Origin of the sequence: Lutibacter maritimus (assembly GCF_900116115.1) — a bacterium.
Taxonomy (GTDB): Bacteria; Bacteroidota; Bacteroidia; order Flavobacteriales; family Flavobacteriaceae; genus Lutibacter; species Lutibacter maritimus.
On record NZ_FOZP01000001.1, the window covers coordinates 475,702 to 494,945 of the forward strand.

The following is a 19,244-nucleotide window of genomic DNA, read 5'->3' on the forward strand; positions in this document are numbered from 1 at the left end:
ACTTGTAACACAGTTTGTAACAATTGTTACAAAGCAAACAAACATCAATTAAACTAAATTTATATTATGAAAAATTTATTAAAATTTGTAGTATTATTATTTTCTACAGCTCTTTTTGCACAAGCAGGTCATATAATGCAAGGTGTAGGATCAGTAAATATGTCAATGGGAGGAGCTGCAACTGCACAACCTTTAGATATTAGTGGAGCTTTACAATGGAATCCAGCTTCAATTTCTACTTTTGATAGTAAAATTATGAACTTTGATATAGGTGCATTCTTTTCTTCTCCAGAATTAAGTTCAACAATTCCAGCAGGAATGATGTGGCCAGAAAATGCTTTCGGTCCAGGTTCACCAGCATCTCCACAAGTTTCAGGAATTACTAAAGATGATAGAGGCGTATCTCCAATGCCTGCATTAGCAATGGTTTGGGGAAAGGAAGATAGTAAACATACATTTGGTGCATCTGCTTTTGGTATTAGTGGTTTTGGTGTTACTTTTCCACAAGAAACAAGTTTACCAATGGATGTAAATAACAATCCAAACCCTAATTGGAATCCAAATGATTCAAATCCAATAAACTATCCACAAAACATGAATGGTTTTGGACATGTAGAATCTGATTATATGTTGTTGCAAGTAGGTTTAGCTTGGGCATATGAAATTACTGATAATTTTTCTATCGGAATTCAACCAACTATTAATTATTCATCGTTAGAATTAGCTCCAAATCCTTTATCATCACCAAGTATGACTTTAGGTTATCCTGTAAGTGATAAAGCAAGTGCAATTGGATATGGTGCACAATTTGGTATTTTTTATAATTCTCCAGGCGGTATAAAATTAGGAGCTTCTTATAAAACTGCTCAAAAATTTAGTGAATTTGAATTCAGTAATACTTATTTAGATGGTTCTGCTGCTCCGGATGTTGCATTTACAATGGATTATCCAGCAATTTTATCTTTTGGTTTAGGATATTCTACAGATAGTTTTGATTTTGCTGTTGACTATAGACAAGTTGATTATGAAAATACAGAAGGTTTTGAAGCAAAAGGTTGGACTCAAACAGCTTCAGTTCAAGGTTTTGGTTGGAAAAATATTAATATTCTTTCTGCAGGTATACAATATAAAGGGATTGAAAAATTACCATTAAGAGTCGGTTATACTTATAGTAGTAATCCAATTGATAAAGAATTAGCATTTTTCTCATTACCTGCAACTGCAGTTATTAAAAATGCATTTCAATTTGGTTTTGGTTATCACTTTAATGACCAAATTACTTTAAATGGAGTGTATCATCACGGTGCAAGTGATGGAAAAACAGAAGGTCCAATGTTAAATCCAATGATGGCTTCTCAAACAAATCCTTATGGATCTGTGCCAGGTACTAAAGTTGGATATGAAATGACCACTGATATGATTATGTTAGGAGTTTCTTATACTTTTTCAAAATAAATAATAAATTAAATTTTAAAAAGCGACTTCAAATTGAAGTCGCTTTTTTTTTGTTTTGATAATACAAATTATTTATTTTCTTGTTTATTTGTAAGATGATAAATTTTTTTTAAAAATGCTTCAAAAATTAATTTCTAAAAACATCTATTTAATAGCCCTTGCATTATTTGTACTATCTGCATTTCTTGGTTTGCTAATTAGATGGAGTTTTGTGTTTCCATCTGCATTAATTTCATATAAAAATTTTGTGCAAGGACACTCTCATGTTGCTTTTTTAGGTTGGGGATATTTAGCAGTTTTCGGTTTAATCTTGCACACTTTTGTTCCAAAATACACATGGAATAACACTTTCAAAATTTCAATAATTATTGCTGTAATTAGTATATTTTTAATGCTTTTTAGCTTTCCATTTAGTGGTTATAAAGCATTTTCTATAGTATTACTTGTTGTTTTTGGTATTTCATCATATATATTGTCTTTTAACATCTTGAAGCATCTAAATGGAAGTGATACTTCAACTAAATTAATACGATTTTCAATTTATTATTACTTAATTTCAAGCTTAGCAACTTGGTTTTTAGTTTTTGTGATTATAAAGTTTGGAAAATCGGATTTATATTATAATACTATTTATTTTTATTTACATTTTTTATACAATGGTTTTTTTGTTTTCGCACTTTTCGGGTTGTTATTTAAAGTTTTTGAAAATCAAAAAATTAAAATTTCTGAAAAATACAAAAAGCTATTTTTTATGTATTTAAATGTAGCTTGTATTCCTGCATATGCATTGTCAATTTTGTGGAGTAATGTTTCTACATTTTTTTATGTTTTGGGTTTTGCAGCAGCAGTTTTACAGTTAATTTCATTACTGTTTTTATTTAAAATTATGCAGCAGGCATTTTTAAATTTAAAATGGAATATTTTATCAAAAGTTTTATTAAAATTTTTAATAATTGCATATAGTTTAAAAATTATTAGCCAGTTATTTTCTGCTTTTCCATATTTTGTTCAAAAATCAATTGCTTTAAAGCCTTTTTTTATCATAGGATATTTACATTTATTTACACTAGCATTTATGAGCGTTTTTATAGTGTTGGTATTGAGTGAATTAAATAAAATATTTTTCACAAACAATAGTTCAAAATTTGGATTATTTACTTTTTTAGCAGGAATTATTTTAACAGAATTTTTATTATTTGGACAAGGTTTTTTGATTTTAGCGAAATTAAAACCGATTTCTAATCACAACGCACTATTACTAATTTGCAGCGTTATATTATTTTTAGGAATATTTTTACTATTTATTTCGCAACTTTTTAAGCAAAAAGCAACTTTGTAATATTATTGTCGATAACTTTTATTGCCAAACTTAATTTTGAATAGTACTTTTGAATTTTAAAGAATTCCTGTGAATAAATACATACAAGAACTTAACGAATCTCAAAAAGCAGCTGTTTTACACAAAGAAGGACCGATGATTATTATTGCTGGTGCAGGCTCTGGTAAAACTCGCGTTTTAACGTATAGAATTGCTCATTTAATGAATCAGAATATTGATCCGTTTAATATTTTGGCATTAACCTTTACCAACAAGGCTGCGAGAGAAATGAAAGAAAGAATTGCCAATGTGGTTGGTACTTCTGAAGCTAAAAATTTATGGATGGGAACTTTTCACTCTGTTTTTGCACGTATTTTACGATCAGAAGCAGATCATATTGGGTTTCCTCAGAATTTTACAATTTACGATACGCAAGATGCCGTTCGCTTAATTACTTCAATAATTAAAGAAATGGAATTGGACAAAGAAAAATACAAACCAAAGCAAATTTTGGCACGTATTTCTTCGTTCAAAAATAGTTTAATTACGGTTAGAGCATATTTTGGAAATCCTGATTTAATTGAGGCTGATAAAATGGCGCAACGCCCAAAAGTAGGTGAAATTTACCATCAATACGTAGAGCGTTGTTTTAGAGCAGGTGCCATGGATTTTGATGATTTATTACTGAGAACCAATGAGTTACTTACTCGTTTTCCAGCAGTGTTATCAAAATATCAACAGCGTTTTAAATATATTTTAGTTGATGAGTATCAAGATACAAACCATTCGCAATATTTAATTGTAAAAGCATTGGCAGATAGATTTCAAAATATATGTGTTGTTGGTGATGATTCTCAAAGTATTTACGCATTTAGAGGTGCTAATATTCAAAATATTTTAAACTTTCAACGTGATTATGACAATGTTCAAATTTTTAAATTAGAACAAAATTATAGGTCATCAAAAAATATAGTTCAAGCAGCAAATAGTGTAATTGAAAAGAATAAAACTAAATTAGATAAAGAAGTTTGGACAGCCAATGATGAAGGTTCAAAAGTAAAAGTAAAACAAACTGTAAATGAAGTTACAGAAGGAAGGTTTGTAGCCGATTCTATTTTTGATCATAAAATGAATGATCACCTAAAAAATTCTGATTTCGCTATTTTATACAGAACAAATGCGCAATCTAGAGCTTTGGAAGATGCTTTGCGTGAAAAAGATATAGATTATGTGATTTACGGAGGAATTTCATTTTACGGACGAAAAGAAATAAAAGACGTTGTAGCATATTTGCGTATTTTAATAAACCCGAATGATGAGGAGGCTTTAAAGCGAATTATAAATTATCCAGCCAGAGGAATTGGCGCTACAACTATTGATAAATTAGCTGTCGCAGCCAATCATTATAAAAAATCAATTTTTGAGATTTTAGAAAATTTAGATCAGTATGATTTAAATTTTAACTCTGGAACACGAACAAAATTGCTCAATTTTGTAACCATGATTCAGCATTTTCAAATTGAAGCGCAAACCAAAAATGCCTTTGAAGTTGCAGAATTTGTAATAAAACAAGTGAGGTTTATAAAAGATTTAGAACAAGATGGAACCCCAGAAGGTGTAAGTAAAGTTGAAAATGTCCAGGAAATATTAAACAAAGTAAAAAACTTTACCGAAGAACAAAAAGAAAAAGCTGAAGATGATTCTTTAGCACATTTTTTAGAAACAGCTGCGTTAGAAACCAGTAGCGATGTTGCTACAAAAGATGATAAACCTAGAGTTTCTTTAATGACCATTCATTTAGCAAAAGGATTAGAATTTCCGTATGTTTATATTGTAGGTTTAGAAGAAAATTTATTCCCTTCAGCAATGAGTATGACTACAAGAAGTGAGTTAGAAGAGGAGCGAAGATTATTTTATGTAGCACTAACCAGAGCCGAAAAACAAGCGTATTTATGTCATGCACAAATGCGTTACCGTTGGGGAAAATTGGTTGATTGCGAACCTAGTAGGTTTTTAGAAGAAATAGACGAAAAATATTTAGAAAATTTAACCACCGTTAACCATAAACCTGTACAAAATAAATTTATTAATGAAGATATTTTTGGAAGTGTTCCACAAGATAGAATTCGTTTTAAAAAACCAATACAAAGAACGCCGGTTAAACCAACTTCAGCACCTAAAGTAGAATTTCAACCTCCAAAAAACTTAAAAAAAGTGGTTAAAACTACTAACAATCCTATTAATTTATTTGATGCTAACATTTCCGTTGGAGCAATAGTTTCACATACTAAATTTGGAAAAGGTGAAGTGCTAAGTTTAGAAGGTTCAGGAGCAAATCAAAAAGCAGAAATTAGATTTGCATCGGTAGGTGTTAAAAAATTATTACTACAATTTGCAAAGCTTACTATAATTAGCTAAATATTTACATTGTAAAACCAATTTATATATTGTAATTTGCAATATTAAAATAACGAAGTAAAGATATATGGAATTTGATTTAGAATACAATGCTGAAAGATCGCATTTAATAATCCCAGAATACGGAAGACACATACAAAAATTAGTAGATCATTGTATTGCTTTAGAAGATGTTGAAGAACGTAATAAAATGGCAAAAGCAATTGTGCACGTAATGGGAAATTTACAACCACATTTAAGAGACGTACCCGATTTTAAACATAAACTTTGGGATCAATTATTTATTATGTCCGATTTTAAATTGGATGTAGAATCTCCTTATGAAAAACCAGAAAGGGAAGTTTTACAAGCTAAACCAGATAGATTAGCTTATCCAAATTACGATTCTAAATATCGTTTTTATGGAAATAACATTCAAACAATGATTGATACGGCTTTAACCTGGGAAGAAGGTGAAGCTAGAACTGCATTATATTATGCAATTGCAAACCATATGAAAAAATGTTATTTAAATTGGAATAAAGATACTGTTGAAGATGAAGTGATTTTTAAACATTTAAAAGAACTTTCTAATGGAAAAATTGATTTAGATAAGCGTAATGAAAATTTATCAGAAGTTAAAGATTTAATGCGCAAAAGAAAATCAAATACCAATAAAAATAATCGCCAGAAAAAGAAGTAGTAATTATTTAAATCAAAATTAATGTCAACATTTGTAATAGAAGGAGGTCATAAATTAAGTGGTAGTATAACTCCTCAGGGTGCAAAAAATGAAGCCCTTCAAGTAATTTGTAGTGTTATTTTAACTCCAGAAAAAGTTACAATAAGCAATGTTCCAGATATTATTGATGTTAATAAACTTATTTTTATACTTGGTGAATTAGGCGTTAAAATAAATAGGTTAAATGAAGATACTTATGAGTTTCAGGCTGATGATATTGATTTAGAGTATTTAGAATCTGATAAATTTAAAAAAGATGGAAGTTCTTTAAGAGGTTCTATTATGATTGTTGGTCCTTTATTGGCGCGTTTTGGAAAAGGATATATTCCTCGTCCTGGAGGAGATAAAATAGGAAGAAGAAGATTAGACACGCATTTTGAAGGCTTTATTAATTTAGGTGCAAAATTCAGATACAATACCGATGAAAAATTTTATGGAGTTGAAGCAGAATATTTAACAGGAACTGATATGTTGTTGGAGGAAGCTTCAGTAACGGGTACTGCAAATATTATAATGGCAGCCGTTTTAGCAAGAGGAATTACTACTATTTATAATGCAGCTTGTGAGCCATATATTCAACAATTATGTAAAATGTTGAATAGTATGGGAGCTAAAATTACTGGTGTTGGTTCTAATTTATTAAAAATTGAAGGTGTTAAAAATTTAGGCGGTTGTTCTCATAGAATTTTACCTGATATGATTGAAATTGGTAGCTGGATTGGTATGGCTGCTATGACTAAGTCTTCAATTACCATTAAAAATGTAAGTTGGGATAATTTAGGTTTAATACCGCGTGTTTTTCAAAAATTAGGTATTAATTTAGAAAGAAGAGGCGATGATATTTTTATTCCTGAACAAGAAAATTATGAAATCCAAAATTTTATTGATGGATCAATTTTAACAATTTCAGATGCACCTTGGCCTGGATTTACTCCAGATTTATTAAGTATTATTTTAGTTGTTGCCACTCAAGCAAAAGGAAGCGTTTTAATACATCAAAAAATGTTTGAAAGCCGTTTGTTTTTTGTTGATAAATTAATAGATATGGGAGCAAAAGTTATACTTTGTGATCCGCATAGAGCAACTGTTATTGGTATGAATCACGAATCTAGTTTAAAAGCTACAGTTATGACTTCACCTGATATTAGAGCAGGAATTTCATTATTAATTGCAGCACTTTCAGCAAAAGGGAAAAGTACCATTCACAATATTGAACAAATTGATCGTGGATATCAAAATATTGACGAAAGATTACGTGCAATTGGTGCTAAAATAACAAGAGTTGCTGCAAATTAAAACTTCACAATTTAAACAATTCTAATTTAAACAATTCAATTTGTTATAAAAAAGTGTCAGATTGTCATAAAATCAATATTGGCAATACTTTTGTAATAAATTATTGAGAAAAATTTTAAGCAATTAATATGAGCAAAAAGAAAGATACAAAGGCAGAAAAAGAAATTTCTGAAAATGAAGAAATTCAGCCTGAAGTTCAAGATATTAGCATTGAAGAGCAGCTAAAAAAAGAAGTAAGTCAAGAAAAAGATAAGTTTTTACGATTATTTGCTGAATTTGAGAATTACAAAAAAAGAACATCAAAAGAACGAATAGAGCTATTTAAAACTGCCAATGAGGAATTAATGACAGTTTTACTGCCTATTTTAGATGATTTTGATAGAGGTTTAGCCGAATTGAAAAAAACAAATGAAGAAGCTGCGCTAATTGGTATGGAATTAATTAATAATAAATTACGTAATTCATTATCGCAGAAAGGATTATCACCAATAGGTGTAAAATCAGGAGATGTTTTTGATGTAGAACTTCATGAAGCTATAACTCAAATACCTGCGCCAAGTGAAGATTTAAAAGGTAAAATAATAGATGTAGTAGAACAAGGTTATAAATTAGGAGATAAAATAATAAGATATCCTAGAGTAGTAGTAGGACAATAATTTTATAAAAATGAAGAAAGATTATTACGAAGTATTGGGTATTGAAAAAAATGCTACACCAGCCGAAATAAAAAAAGCCTATAGAAAAATGGCTATAAAATATCACCCAGATAAAAACCCAGGGGATAAACAGGCTGAAGAAAAATTTAAAGAAGCCGCCGCTGCATACGAAGTTTTAAGTGACGAAAATAAAAAAGCGAGATATGATCAATATGGTCATGCGGCTTTTGAAGGCGGTCAAGGTGGTTTTGGCGGAGGCGGAATGAATATGGATGATATATTCAGCCAATTTGGAGATATTTTTGGTAGTGCTTTTGGTGGTGGATTTGGAGGTTTCGGTGGTCAATCTAGAGGAAGAGCGAGAGTTAAAGGAAGTAATTTACGTATTAGAGTAAAATTAACCCTTGAAGAAATTGCTAGTGGAGTTGAGAAGAAAGTAAAAGTTAGAAGAAAAGTCTTGGCCGATGGGGTTACATTTAAAACATGTACAACGTGTAATGGTTCAGGGCAAGTAATGAGAGTTACAAACACTATTTTAGGTAGAATGCAAACAGCATCTACTTGTCCTTCGTGTCAAGGAGCAGGTGAGATTTTAGATAAATCATCAAAAAATGCTGATGCACAAGGATTAGAGTTTAAAGAAGAAACAGTTTCTATTAAAATTCCTGCCGGAGTTACTGAAGGTGTTCAGTTAAAAGTAAACGGTAAAGGAAATGCAGCGCCAGGTAATAATTCTATTGATGGAGATTTAATAGTAGTTATTGAAGAACAAGTACATGATAGCTTAAAAAGAGAAGGTACTAATTTACATTTCGATTTGTATATTAATTTTTCAGAGGCAGTACTTGGAGCTAATAAAAATATTGATACTGTTACTGGTAAAGTAAAAATTAAAATTGAACCAGGAACACAATCTGGTAAAATTTTAAGACTAAGAGGTAAAGGGTTGCCAAGCATTGATCATTATGGAAATGGCGATTTGTTAGTCCATGTAAATGTTTGGACTCCACAGAGTTTAAATAAAGAACAAAAGAAATTTTTTGAAGAAATGCAAAATGATGAAAATTTTAAACCAAATCCATCAAAATTTGATAAATCGTTTTTTGAAAAAGTAAAAGATATGTTCTCATAAAAAAGTATTTATTTTATTTTCAGTTTAACGAAAAATAAATTATATTTGAAGTGTTATCAGCGAAATAAATGATAACACTTTTTCTTTTTCATAGCAATTTTCCCACTCAAACTTTGAGTGGGTTTTTTTATATATATAAATAACGTATTTTTGCTCAAAATTAAGTAGGTCGTCTTATCGCTTCAATTTTATTGAAGAGGAAAGTCCGGACACCACAGAGTAGCATAGCGGATAACATCCGTCCAGCGTGAGCTGAGGACAAGTGCAACAGAAAGCAAGTACAGTTAGGCTGTAGTGAAACCAGGTAAACTCTATGCGGTGCAATGCCATGTATATTGAAATTTTAGAGCTACTCGTTCTATTTCAAGGGGTAGGCAGATTGAGCAATAAAGTAATTTATTGTCTAGATAAATGATAAGAACTTATTAAAAGTACAAAATTCGGCTTATAGACCTACTTAGTTTTTTATCATATTCCTAATATTTACAACGTTTTCGTAGGTGATTTTTATCTATAATAAAAAAAAGTACACACTTAATATTTATATCTCTAAAAATGCTTTTGTAGGTAACGAAAACACAATAAAAGGAATGATTTTTTGTAACTTCGCACAATTAAAATAACTAAATAAATTATTATAGATATGGCTTTTGATATTGAAATGATTAAAGGTGTTTATGGAAGAATGGCAGAACGTGTTGACGCTGCAAAATCCATTGTTGGTAAACCTTTAACGTTAGCTGAAAAAATATTATACAATCACCTTTGGGATGAAAAAGCAACCACAGCATTTGAAAGAGGTAAAGATTATGTAGATTTTGCTCCTGATCGTATTGCTTGTCAAGACGCAACAGCTCAAATGGCGTTATTACAATTCATGCAAGCGGGAAAAAGCAAAGTTGCTGTTCCAACAACTGTACATTGTGACCATTTAATTCAAGCTAAAATAGGAGCAGATAAAGATTTACAAGCCGCATTAAATAATAGTAGTGAGGTTTTTAATTTTTTAGCCTCAGTATCAAATAAATACGGAATAGGTTTTTGGAAACCAGGAGCAGGAATAATACATCAGGTAGTTTTAGAAAATTATGCATTTCCTGGAGGAATGATGATTGGAACAGATTCACATACAGTTAATGCAGGTGGATTGGGAATGATTGCGATAGGTGTTGGTGGAGCTGATGCTGTAGATGTTATGGCTGGAATGGCTTGGGAATTAAAATTTCCAAAATTAATAGGTGTTAAATTAACAGGTAAGCTTTCCGGTTGGTCTGCACCAAAAGATGTAATTTTAAAAGTTGCAGGAATTTTAACTGTAAAAGGAGGAACAGGTTGCATTGTTGAATATTTTGGTGAAGGTGCTAAATCTTTATCAGCAACTGGAAAAGGTACCATTTGTAATATGGGAGCTGAAATAGGAGCAACAACTTCTACCTTTGGTTATGATGCCTCTATGGAGCGTTATTTACGTTCTACTGATAGAAATGAAATAGCAGATGAAGCAAATAAAATTGCTTCTTATTTAACTGGAGATGATGAAGTATATGCAAATCCTGAAAAATATTTTGATCAAGTTATAGAAATAAACCTTTCAGAATTAAAACCTCATTTAAATGGTCCTTTTACACCAGACCTAACTACAGTGGTTGGTGAAATGACAGAAAAAGCTACAAAAAATGATTGGCCATTAAAAGTTGAATGGGGATTAATTGGATCGTGTACAAATTCATCATACGAAGATTTGTCAAGAGCAGCTTCAGTTGCAAAACAAGCAGTAGATAAAGGATTGGTTGCTAAAGCAGAGTTTGGTATTAACCCTGGTTCTGAACAAGTTAGATATACTGCCGATAGAGATGGTTTATTAAAGATTTTTGAAGATTTAGATGCTAAAATTTTCACAAACGCTTGTGGACCTTGTATTGGACAATGGGATAGAGAAGGAGCGTCAAAGCAAGAAAAAAACACTATAATTCATTCTTTTAACAGAAACTTTTCTAAAAGAGCGGATGGAAATCCAAATACACATGCATTTGTGGCTTCTCCAGAAATGGTTGCAGCAATTGCAATTGCTGGTAGATTAGATTTTAACCCTATGACTGATACATTAATTAATAAAAATGGAGAAGAAGTTACTTTTGATGAACCAACAGGATTAGAATTACCTCCAAAAGGATTTGCAGTTGAAGATGCTGGTTACGAAGCACCTTATGAAGATGGTTCTGGAGTAAGTGTAATTGTAAAACCAGATTCTGATAGACTTCAATTACTAACTCCTTTTGAGCCAATTGGTAATTCTATTACAAATGCTAAATTATTAATTAAAGCTTTTGGTAAATGTACAACAGATCATATTTCAATGGCTGGACCTTGGTTACGTTACAGAGGACATTTAGATAATATTTCTAATAACTGTTTAATTGGAGCAGTAAATGCATTTAATAAAGAAACCAATTCTGTAAAAAATCAATTAACAGGAGAATATGGTCCAGTACCAGATACAGCAAGAGCTTATAAAGCTGCTGGAGTTAAATCAATTGTAATAGGTGATCATAATTATGGTGAAGGATCATCAAGAGAGCATGCGGCAATGGAACCACGTCATTTAGGTGTTGCTGCCGTTATTGTAAAATCTTTTGCACGTATTCATGAAACAAACCTTAAAAAACAAGGTATGTTAGGCTTAACTTTTGCAAATGAAACTGATTACGATTTAATTCAAGAAAATGATTCATTTAACTTTATTGATTTAAATGAATTTGCACCAGGAAAACAATTAACACTTGAAATTGTTCACGAAAACGGTAATAAAGACACAATTAAATTAAATCACACATACAATCAAGGTCAAATTGCTTGGTATAATGAAGGTTCAGCCTTAAATTTAATTAAAAAGGAAAATGCTTGTTAATTAGTGTATTAACTATTTAAATATTTTAATAAAAGAGGAACATTATGTTCCTCTTTTATTTTTTATAAACCCGCATTTTTTTATAACTATTTTATTAGGAATTTCTTTACATTTTTAGTAATATAGATTACTCTTAAAAACTACTTTTTTTATCAAAAAAATTATGAAAATACTTCATATAAGTGCTGAATGTTATCCTATTGCTAAAGTTGGTGGATTAGCTGATGTGGTAGGAGCACTTCCAAAATATCAAAATTCAAAAAATGTTACATCTCAAGTAATAATGCCTTTTTATAATAATAAGTTTACTAAAGAAAATAAATTTATTGAAGAATTTAAATCGGTAGTAAAATTAGGAGAGACAGCATTTGAATACAGAATAGTTTCAATTGAAAATAACACGTTAGGTTATGATTTATTTTTAGTTGATATACCTGAGCTTTTATTTAAAGAGTATGTGTACTCTAATGATGATACTGATCGATTTTTAGCATTTCAAATTGCTGCATTAGATTGGGTATTAACTTGGAAAAAGAAACCAACTATTATTCAATGTCACGATCATCATACAGGTTTAACGCCGTTTATGATTTCACAATCATTAAAATATAAAGACTTAAATAAAATACCTACAATTTTCACCATTCATAACGCACAATATCAAGGATGGTTTTCACATGATAAGGTTGGATTAATTCCTGAATTTGATTTTTCTAATGTAGGATTGTTAGATTGGGGCGGTTGTATAAATCCAATGGCTGCAGCATTAAAATGTGCTTGGAGAGTAAATACCGTTTCACCTAGTTATATGGAAGAATTAAAACTATCTGCAAATGGTTTAGAATGGTTGTTAAATGATGAAAGCGCAAAATGTGTTGGAATATTAAATGGAATTGATACGGATGTTTGGAATCCTGAAAAAGATACTTATCTAATAAAAAATTATTCAATTAAAACTGTTCAATCTGGTAGAAACGCTCAAAAAAAATGGCTATGTGATGAATTTAATTTAGATTTTGAAAAACCATTATTCGCTTTTATTGGAAGATTAGTAGGTGAAAAAGGATCTGATTTATTCCCAGAGGTTTTTAGAAATGCATTGATAAATAAAGATATTTCAATTTTATTGTTAGGTTCTGGAAACAAAGATGTTGAAGAACAATTGGAAAAATTAAAAGAAGAACACAAAGGAGTTTACAACGCATATATTGGATATGATGAAAAATTATCTCATATAATTTATGGAGGCGCAGATTTTCTATTAATGCCATCGCGTGTAGAACCTTGTGGTTTAAATCAAATGTACGCACTAAGGTATGGAACAATACCAATTGTTAGAAATATTGGTGGTTTAAAAGATACCGTTATAGATATTTCTGAAGAAAATGGCTTTGGAATTTGTCATCAAAACGTAACAGTTTCTGAAATTGTTCATGCAATTTCAAGAGGGTTAGATTTATATAAAAATCAAACTAAATTTAAAAAAATAAGAAAGCAAATAATGAGTATAGACCACTCTTGGGATGCTTCCGCAAAAGAATATATCAAATTATACAAATCATTAAAAGGATAAATTATGTCAGGAAAAAGAGTATTAGCAATTATTTTAGGAGGTGGACAAGGTTCCAGATTATATCCACTAACTGCAACACGTTCAAAACCTGCTGTACCAATTGCAGGTAAATATAGGTTAGTAGATATTCCTATTTCAAATTGTATTAATTCTGAAATTAAGCGAATTTTTGTATTAACACAATTCAATTCAGCGTCGTTAAATAGGCATATTAAAAATACATATCACTTTAGTTTTTTTAGCTCGGCATTTGTTGATGTTTTAGCAGCTGAACAAACACCAGGTAACAGTACTTGGTTTCAAGGAACAGCAGATGCAGTTAGACAAAGTATGCACCATTTTGTGAGTCATGATTTTGATTACGCTTTAATACTTTCTGGAGATCAATTGTATCAAATGGATTTTAATGAAATGGTAAGCGCTCATATAAAAAATAAAGCTGAAATTTCCATAGCTACGATTCCTGTAAATGCAAAAGACGCTACTTCTTTTGGAATATTAAAAACTGATAAAAAAGACGCAATTACATCTTTTATAGAAAAACCAGCTGCTGAATTATTACCAGAATGGACTTCAGATACTGGTGATGATATGCAAAAAGTAGGAAGAGATTATTTAGCTTCTATGGGTATTTATATTTTTAATAGAGATTTATTGATTAAATTAATGGAAAACCCAGATACCAATGACTTTGGTAAAGAAATAATTCCACAAGCTATTGACAAAAATAGAGTGTTTAGTTATCAATATGAAGGATATTGGACAGACATTGGTAATATAGATTCTTTCTTTGACGCCAATTTAGGATTAACCGATGACTTTCCAAAGTTTGATTTATACTGTAGAGAAAGAACAATATATACGCATGCTAGAATGTTACCAACAACTAAAATTTCTGGAACTATTTTAGATAGAACAGTTGTTGCAGATGGTTGTATTATAAATGCAGGTAAAATTGAACATTCAGTAATAGGTGTTAGATCTAGGATAGATGCTGAATCAACTGTGATTAATACTTATATGATGGGAGCCGATTATTATCAACCACTTGAAGATATTGTAAATCCAAATGTAGTCTCTATGGGTATTGGAGCTAGATGTTTTATTAAAAATGCCATTTTAGATAAAAATTGTTGCATTGGAGATGATGTTAGAATTAATGGAGGTAAACATTTACCAGATTGTGAAACAGACACTTATGTAGTAAGAGATGGTATTGTAGTTGTTAAAAAAGATGCAATAATTCCTAATGGTTTTATAATTTAAATTATGAGTAAAGTACAATCGTATAGTTTATTTACAGATTTTGATATCAATTTATTTAAGGCAGGAAAACATTTTCGGTTGTATGAAAAATTTGGTTCACATCCTGTAGTTGTTGATGGAGTTAAAGGAACTTATTTTTCAGTTTGGGCACCAACAGCAAATCAGGTGTCAGTTATTGGAGATTTTAATCATTGGGTAGATGGCGAATTTAAATTAAATGTTAGATGGGATTCTTCAGGTATTTGGGAAGGTTTTATACCAAATGTTGGAAAAGGAACTATCTACAAATACAAAATTCACTCAAACAATCAAGGATATATAAGTGAAAAGGCTGATCCGTACGCTAGACGTTGTGAACATCCTCCTAAAACAGCATCAGTAGTTTGGGAAGACACTTATAAATGGAAGGATAAAAATTGGATGAAAACTCGTAAAGAGCATAATTCATTAAAATCGCCATATTCTGTTTATGAAATTCATTTAGGTTCCTGGAGAAAAAAAGCGGAAGAAGATAGATCGTTATCTTATTTTGAATTAGCAGATGAATTGGTTGCCTATTTAAAAGATATGAATTTTACTCATGTAGAATTTATGCCAATAATGGAATATCCTTACGATCCTTCTTGGGGCTATCAAATTACAGGATATTTTGCACCAACATCTCGTTTTGGATATCCTGAAGAATTTAAATTTTTAGTTGATAAATTACATCAAAACGGAATTGGAATAATTTTAGATTGGGTTCCTTCACATTTCCCTGAAGACGTTCACGGTTTAGGTTATTTTGATGGATCGCATTTATATGAGCATCCAGATAAAAGAAAAGGATACCATCAAGATTGGAAAAGTTTAATTTTTAATTATGGCAGAAATGAAGTTCGTGCTTTTTTAATTAGTAATGCTATTTTTTGGCTAGACCAATATCATGCTGATGGTTTAAGAGTTGATGCAGTTGCATCTATGCTGTTTTTAGATTATTCTAGAGAAGAAGGTGAATGGGAACCAAATGAATATGGTGGAAATGAAAATTTAGATGCTATTTCATTCTTTAAAGAATTAAATATTGAAGTATATAGCTCTTTTCCCGATGTTCAAACAATTGCAGAAGAATCAACAGCATTTCCAATGGTATCAAAACCAACATTTGCTGGAGGTTTAGGTTTTGGAATGAAATGGATGATGGGATGGATGCACGATACTTTACAATATTTTGCAAAAGATTCTATTTATAGAAAATATCATCAAAATGAAATAACCTTTAGTTTAGCCTATGCTTTTACTGAAAATTTTATGTTACCACTTTCACACGATGAAGTAGTATACGGTAAAAATTCTATTTTAGGAAGAATGCCTGGTGATGAATGGCAACGTTTTGCAAATTTAAGGTTGCTTTATGGTTGTATGTTTACGCATCCTGGCACAAAATTATTGTTTATGGGAGGTGAATTTGGCCAGTATAATGAATGGAATTTTCAAAAAAGTTTAGATTGGAATTTATTAGAATTTGAACCTCATAAAAAAACACAAAATTATTTTAGAGAATTAAACAAACTATATAAAACAACACCGGCGTTATTTGAAAACGGATTTACACAAGCTGGTTTTGAATGGATTAGTTATGATGATACAGAAAACTCCGTAATATCTTTTATCAGAAAAGGAGATAAACCAGAAGACAATGTATTAGTTATTTGCAATTTCACACCAAACCCAATTCAAAAATATAGAGTTGGAGTCCCAAACAAATCTAAGTTAAAAGAAATATTTAATAGTGATAGTGAAGTGTTTGGTGGAAGTGGTATATTAAATTTAAAACAAATAACAAGTAAAAAGCAACCATGGAATGGTAGAGAATATTCAGCTGAATTAACCTTGCCGCCCTTAGGAATCATCATTTTACAGTTAAAATAGAATAGTTTTTAACTAATTAAAAAATTGCACCTATAATTTTATAAATCTCGAAAAATTATAGGTGCATTTTTATTGAAAAGAAAGTAGTAAAACTTAAGTTTTTTAGTACGTTTGCAATTAGATTAAATGAAAAGAATATGATTTTAAACACTGAATTAGAATATAAAGGAAACTTATTTCCTTCAAAAATAATTTTTTACAAAAAGCACGTAAACGTTCTGTACTTTAAAAGTGAAAACGGTGTTGTACTACAATTAACTATCGAAAGAGATAGTGTTTTGCGTTTTAGATATAGTACAACAGGAATGTTTGATAAAGACTTTTCTTATGCAATTACTATATATGCAAGTAAAGGTTACAACCATTTAGAAATTACTGAAGATGACGATAAATATATAATTACTACTTCAAAATTAGTATGCCATATATCTAAGATTGATATGCGTAAAACTATTTTTGATGTAAAAGACAATACCTTAATTTGTGAAGATGAATTAGGATTTCATTGGGAAGAAAGTTATGAAATTGGTGGTGATATTGTAAAAATGTCATTAAAATCACAACAAGGAGAAAATTATTATGGATTAGGTGATAAACCTGTTGAAAATAATTTAAAAGGCAAACGTTTTCAAAATTGGGTAACAGATTCTTACGCTTATGGCAGAGGAACAGATCCAATTTATAAAACAATTCCCTTTTACACAGCCATTCATCATGAAAAATCTTATGGAGTGTTTTTTGATAACACATTCAGAAGTTATTTTGATTTTTGTAATGAAAGAAGAAACATCACAAGTTTTTGGGCGCAAGGTGGTGAAATGAATTACTATTTTATTTACGGTCCTGAAATGACAGAAGTTGTGTCAAATTATACCGATTTAACTGGGCGTCCACAACATATTCCACCGCTTTGGGCATTAGGATTTCATCAATGTAAATGGAGTTATTATCCAGAATCTAAAGTAAAAGAAATAACTTCAAAATTTAGGGAATTGCAAATTCCTTGTGATGCTATTTATTTAGATATAGATTATATGGAAGGATTCCGATGCTTTACTTGGAGTGAAGAATACTTTCCTGATCCCAAAAAAATGGTAAAAGAATTGGCAGATGATGGTTTTAAAACTATTGTTATTATTGATCCAGGAATAAAAATTGATAATGATTACAGTGTTTTTAAAGAAGGTTTAGAAAAAGATTATTTTTGTAAACGTGCCGACGGTCCTTATATGAAAGGAAAAGTTTGGCCAGGTGAGTGCTATTTCCCAGATTTTACAAATCCTGAAGTTCGTGAATGGTGGAGTGAACTTTTTAAAGAGTTAATTGAAGATATTGGAGTTGCAGGTGTTTGGAATGATATGAATGAACCAGCCGTTATGGATGTTCCAGGAAAATCTTTTCCAGATGATGTTCGTCATGATTATGACGGAAATCCTTGTAGCCATAGAAAAGCACATAACATTTATGGAATGCAAATGGCACGTGCTACATATCATGGTTTAAAGAAATTTAGCTACCCAAAACGTCCTTTTGTAATTACAAGAGCAGCTTATTCAGGTACGCAACGTTATACATCAACATGGACAGGAGATAATGTTGCAACTTGGGATCATTTATCTATTGCTAACCAACAAGCACAACGTATGAGTATGTCTGGTTTTTCTTTTGCAGGATCAGATATTGGTGGATTTGCAGAACAACCAAACGGAGAATTATTTGCACGTTGGATTCAATTAGGCGTATTTCATCCTTTTTGTAGAGTACACTCATCAGGTGATCACGGTGACCAAGAACCTTGGGTTTTTGGAAAAACTGTAACTGATATTGTTCGAAAATTTATTGAATTAAGGTACCAACTATTACCATATTTATACACTACATTTTGGAGATATGCAGATGAAGGAATTCCAATTTTAAAGTCGTTAGTACTTTTTGATCAAGAAGATTCGAATACACATTATAGAAATGACGAATTTATTTTTGGTGAAAAAATATTAGTATGTCCAATTATTGAGCCTAATTCAAAAGGTAGAAGAATGTATATTCCTAGAGGAAGATGGTACAACTTTTGGGATAATTCAATAATGATTGGTGGAGAAGAAGTTTGGGTTGATGCGGATATTGATAGTATGCCAATTTTTGTAAAGGAAGGAGCGATTATACCAAAGTATCCAATTCAACAATATGTTGGTGAAAAGATTATTGAGCAATTAGAATTAGATGTTTATTATAAAGAAGGAAAAGAATCTTCAGAAGTTTATGAAGATGCAGGTGATGGTTACGATTACAAAAAAGGAAGATATAGTTTACGTAATTTTAACCAAGTTGGTAAACCCAATTCATTAACAATTCAACAGTTTAAATCCGGTAAATTTATAACTTCTTATAATTCTTTTAAAATCAACATACATGGCTTACCATTTAAAATTGATAAAATTGAAGTTGATAATGAAGCCATAGATATATCAAAAATAAATGGCGTTGTCACTTTTGAAGTTACAAAAGAGTTTAGAGAATTATATATAACAGGTAAATAAATATTAATATGCAATATCTAAAAGCTTCTTAATAGAAGCTTTTTTTATATCAA

The 19,244-nt window shown here is 30.5% G+C and carries 12 protein-coding genes and 1 other RNA gene; all 13 read left to right on the forward strand.

Annotated features, from left to right (window positions below; genetic code table 11):
* Positions 1 to 66 precede the first annotated feature (66 nt).
* The 13 genes from BM335_RS02345 (at position 67) to BM335_RS02405 (ending at position 19,191) form a co-directional block, all read left to right on the forward strand.
* Positions 67 to 1,455: an OmpP1/FadL family transporter gene (locus BM335_RS02345; RefSeq protein WP_090222690.1), complete on the forward strand. Its 1,389-nt coding sequence runs from the start codon at positions 67 to 69 to the stop codon at positions 1,453 to 1,455.
* A gap of 115 nt (positions 1,456 to 1,570) precedes the next feature.
* Positions 1,571 to 2,794, forward strand: a complete 1,224-nt coding sequence (locus tag BM335_RS02350) for a hypothetical protein (protein WP_090222692.1) — start codon at positions 1,571 to 1,573, stop codon at positions 2,792 to 2,794.
* Between the two features lie 69 nt (positions 2,795 to 2,863).
* Complete coding sequence (locus BM335_RS02355; protein WP_090222694.1) at positions 2,864 to 5,191, forward strand: ATP-dependent helicase; 2,328 nt, start codon at positions 2,864 to 2,866, stop codon at positions 5,189 to 5,191.
* Between the two features lie 67 nt (positions 5,192 to 5,258).
* Complete coding sequence (locus BM335_RS02360; RefSeq protein WP_090222697.1) at positions 5,259 to 5,873, forward strand: DUF4290 domain-containing protein; 615 nt, start codon at positions 5,259 to 5,261, stop codon at positions 5,871 to 5,873.
* 21 nt (positions 5,874 to 5,894) lie between these two features.
* On the forward strand, positions 5,895 to 7,208 hold the full coding sequence (gene murA, locus BM335_RS02365) for a UDP-N-acetylglucosamine 1-carboxyvinyltransferase (RefSeq protein WP_090222701.1): 1,314 nt from the start codon (positions 5,895 to 5,897) through the stop codon (positions 7,206 to 7,208).
* 128 nt (positions 7,209 to 7,336) lie between these two features.
* Complete coding sequence (locus BM335_RS02370; RefSeq protein ID WP_090222703.1) at positions 7,337 to 7,864, forward strand: nucleotide exchange factor GrpE; 528 nt, start codon at positions 7,337 to 7,339, stop codon at positions 7,862 to 7,864.
* 10 nt (positions 7,865 to 7,874) lie between these two features.
* The gene (gene dnaJ / locus BM335_RS02375; protein ID WP_090222707.1) at positions 7,875 to 8,996 is read left to right on the forward strand and encodes a molecular chaperone DnaJ; all 1,122 of its coding nucleotides are present in this window, start codon (positions 7,875 to 7,877) and stop codon (positions 8,994 to 8,996) included.
* 161 nt (positions 8,997 to 9,157) lie between these two features.
* An RNA gene (gene rnpB / locus BM335_RS02380) (RNase P RNA component class A) lies at positions 9,158 to 9,460 on the forward strand.
* 179 nt (positions 9,461 to 9,639) lie between these two features.
* Positions 9,640 to 11,904: an aconitate hydratase gene (locus tag BM335_RS02385; RefSeq protein WP_090222708.1), complete on the forward strand. Its 2,265-nt coding sequence runs from the start codon at positions 9,640 to 9,642 to the stop codon at positions 11,902 to 11,904.
* Positions 11,905 to 12,067: 163 nt separating this feature from the next.
* On the forward strand, positions 12,068 to 13,477 hold the full coding sequence (locus BM335_RS02390; RefSeq protein WP_090222711.1) for a glycogen synthase: 1,410 nt from the start codon (positions 12,068 to 12,070) through the stop codon (positions 13,475 to 13,477).
* Between the two features lie 3 nt (positions 13,478 to 13,480).
* A complete protein-coding gene (locus BM335_RS02395) occupies positions 13,481 to 14,743 on the forward strand; it encodes a glucose-1-phosphate adenylyltransferase (RefSeq protein WP_090222713.1) in 1,263 nt (420 codons plus the stop codon).
* A 3-nt stretch (positions 14,744 to 14,746) separates the two neighbouring features.
* Complete coding sequence (glgB, locus tag BM335_RS02400) at positions 14,747 to 16,654, forward strand: 1,4-alpha-glucan branching protein GlgB (protein ID WP_090222715.1); 1,908 nt, start codon at positions 14,747 to 14,749, stop codon at positions 16,652 to 16,654.
* 137 nt (positions 16,655 to 16,791) lie between these two features.
* On the forward strand, positions 16,792 to 19,191 hold the full coding sequence (locus BM335_RS02405; RefSeq protein ID WP_090222717.1) for a glycoside hydrolase family 31 protein: 2,400 nt from the start codon (positions 16,792 to 16,794) through the stop codon (positions 19,189 to 19,191).
* Positions 19,192 to 19,244: the final 53 nt, after the last annotated feature.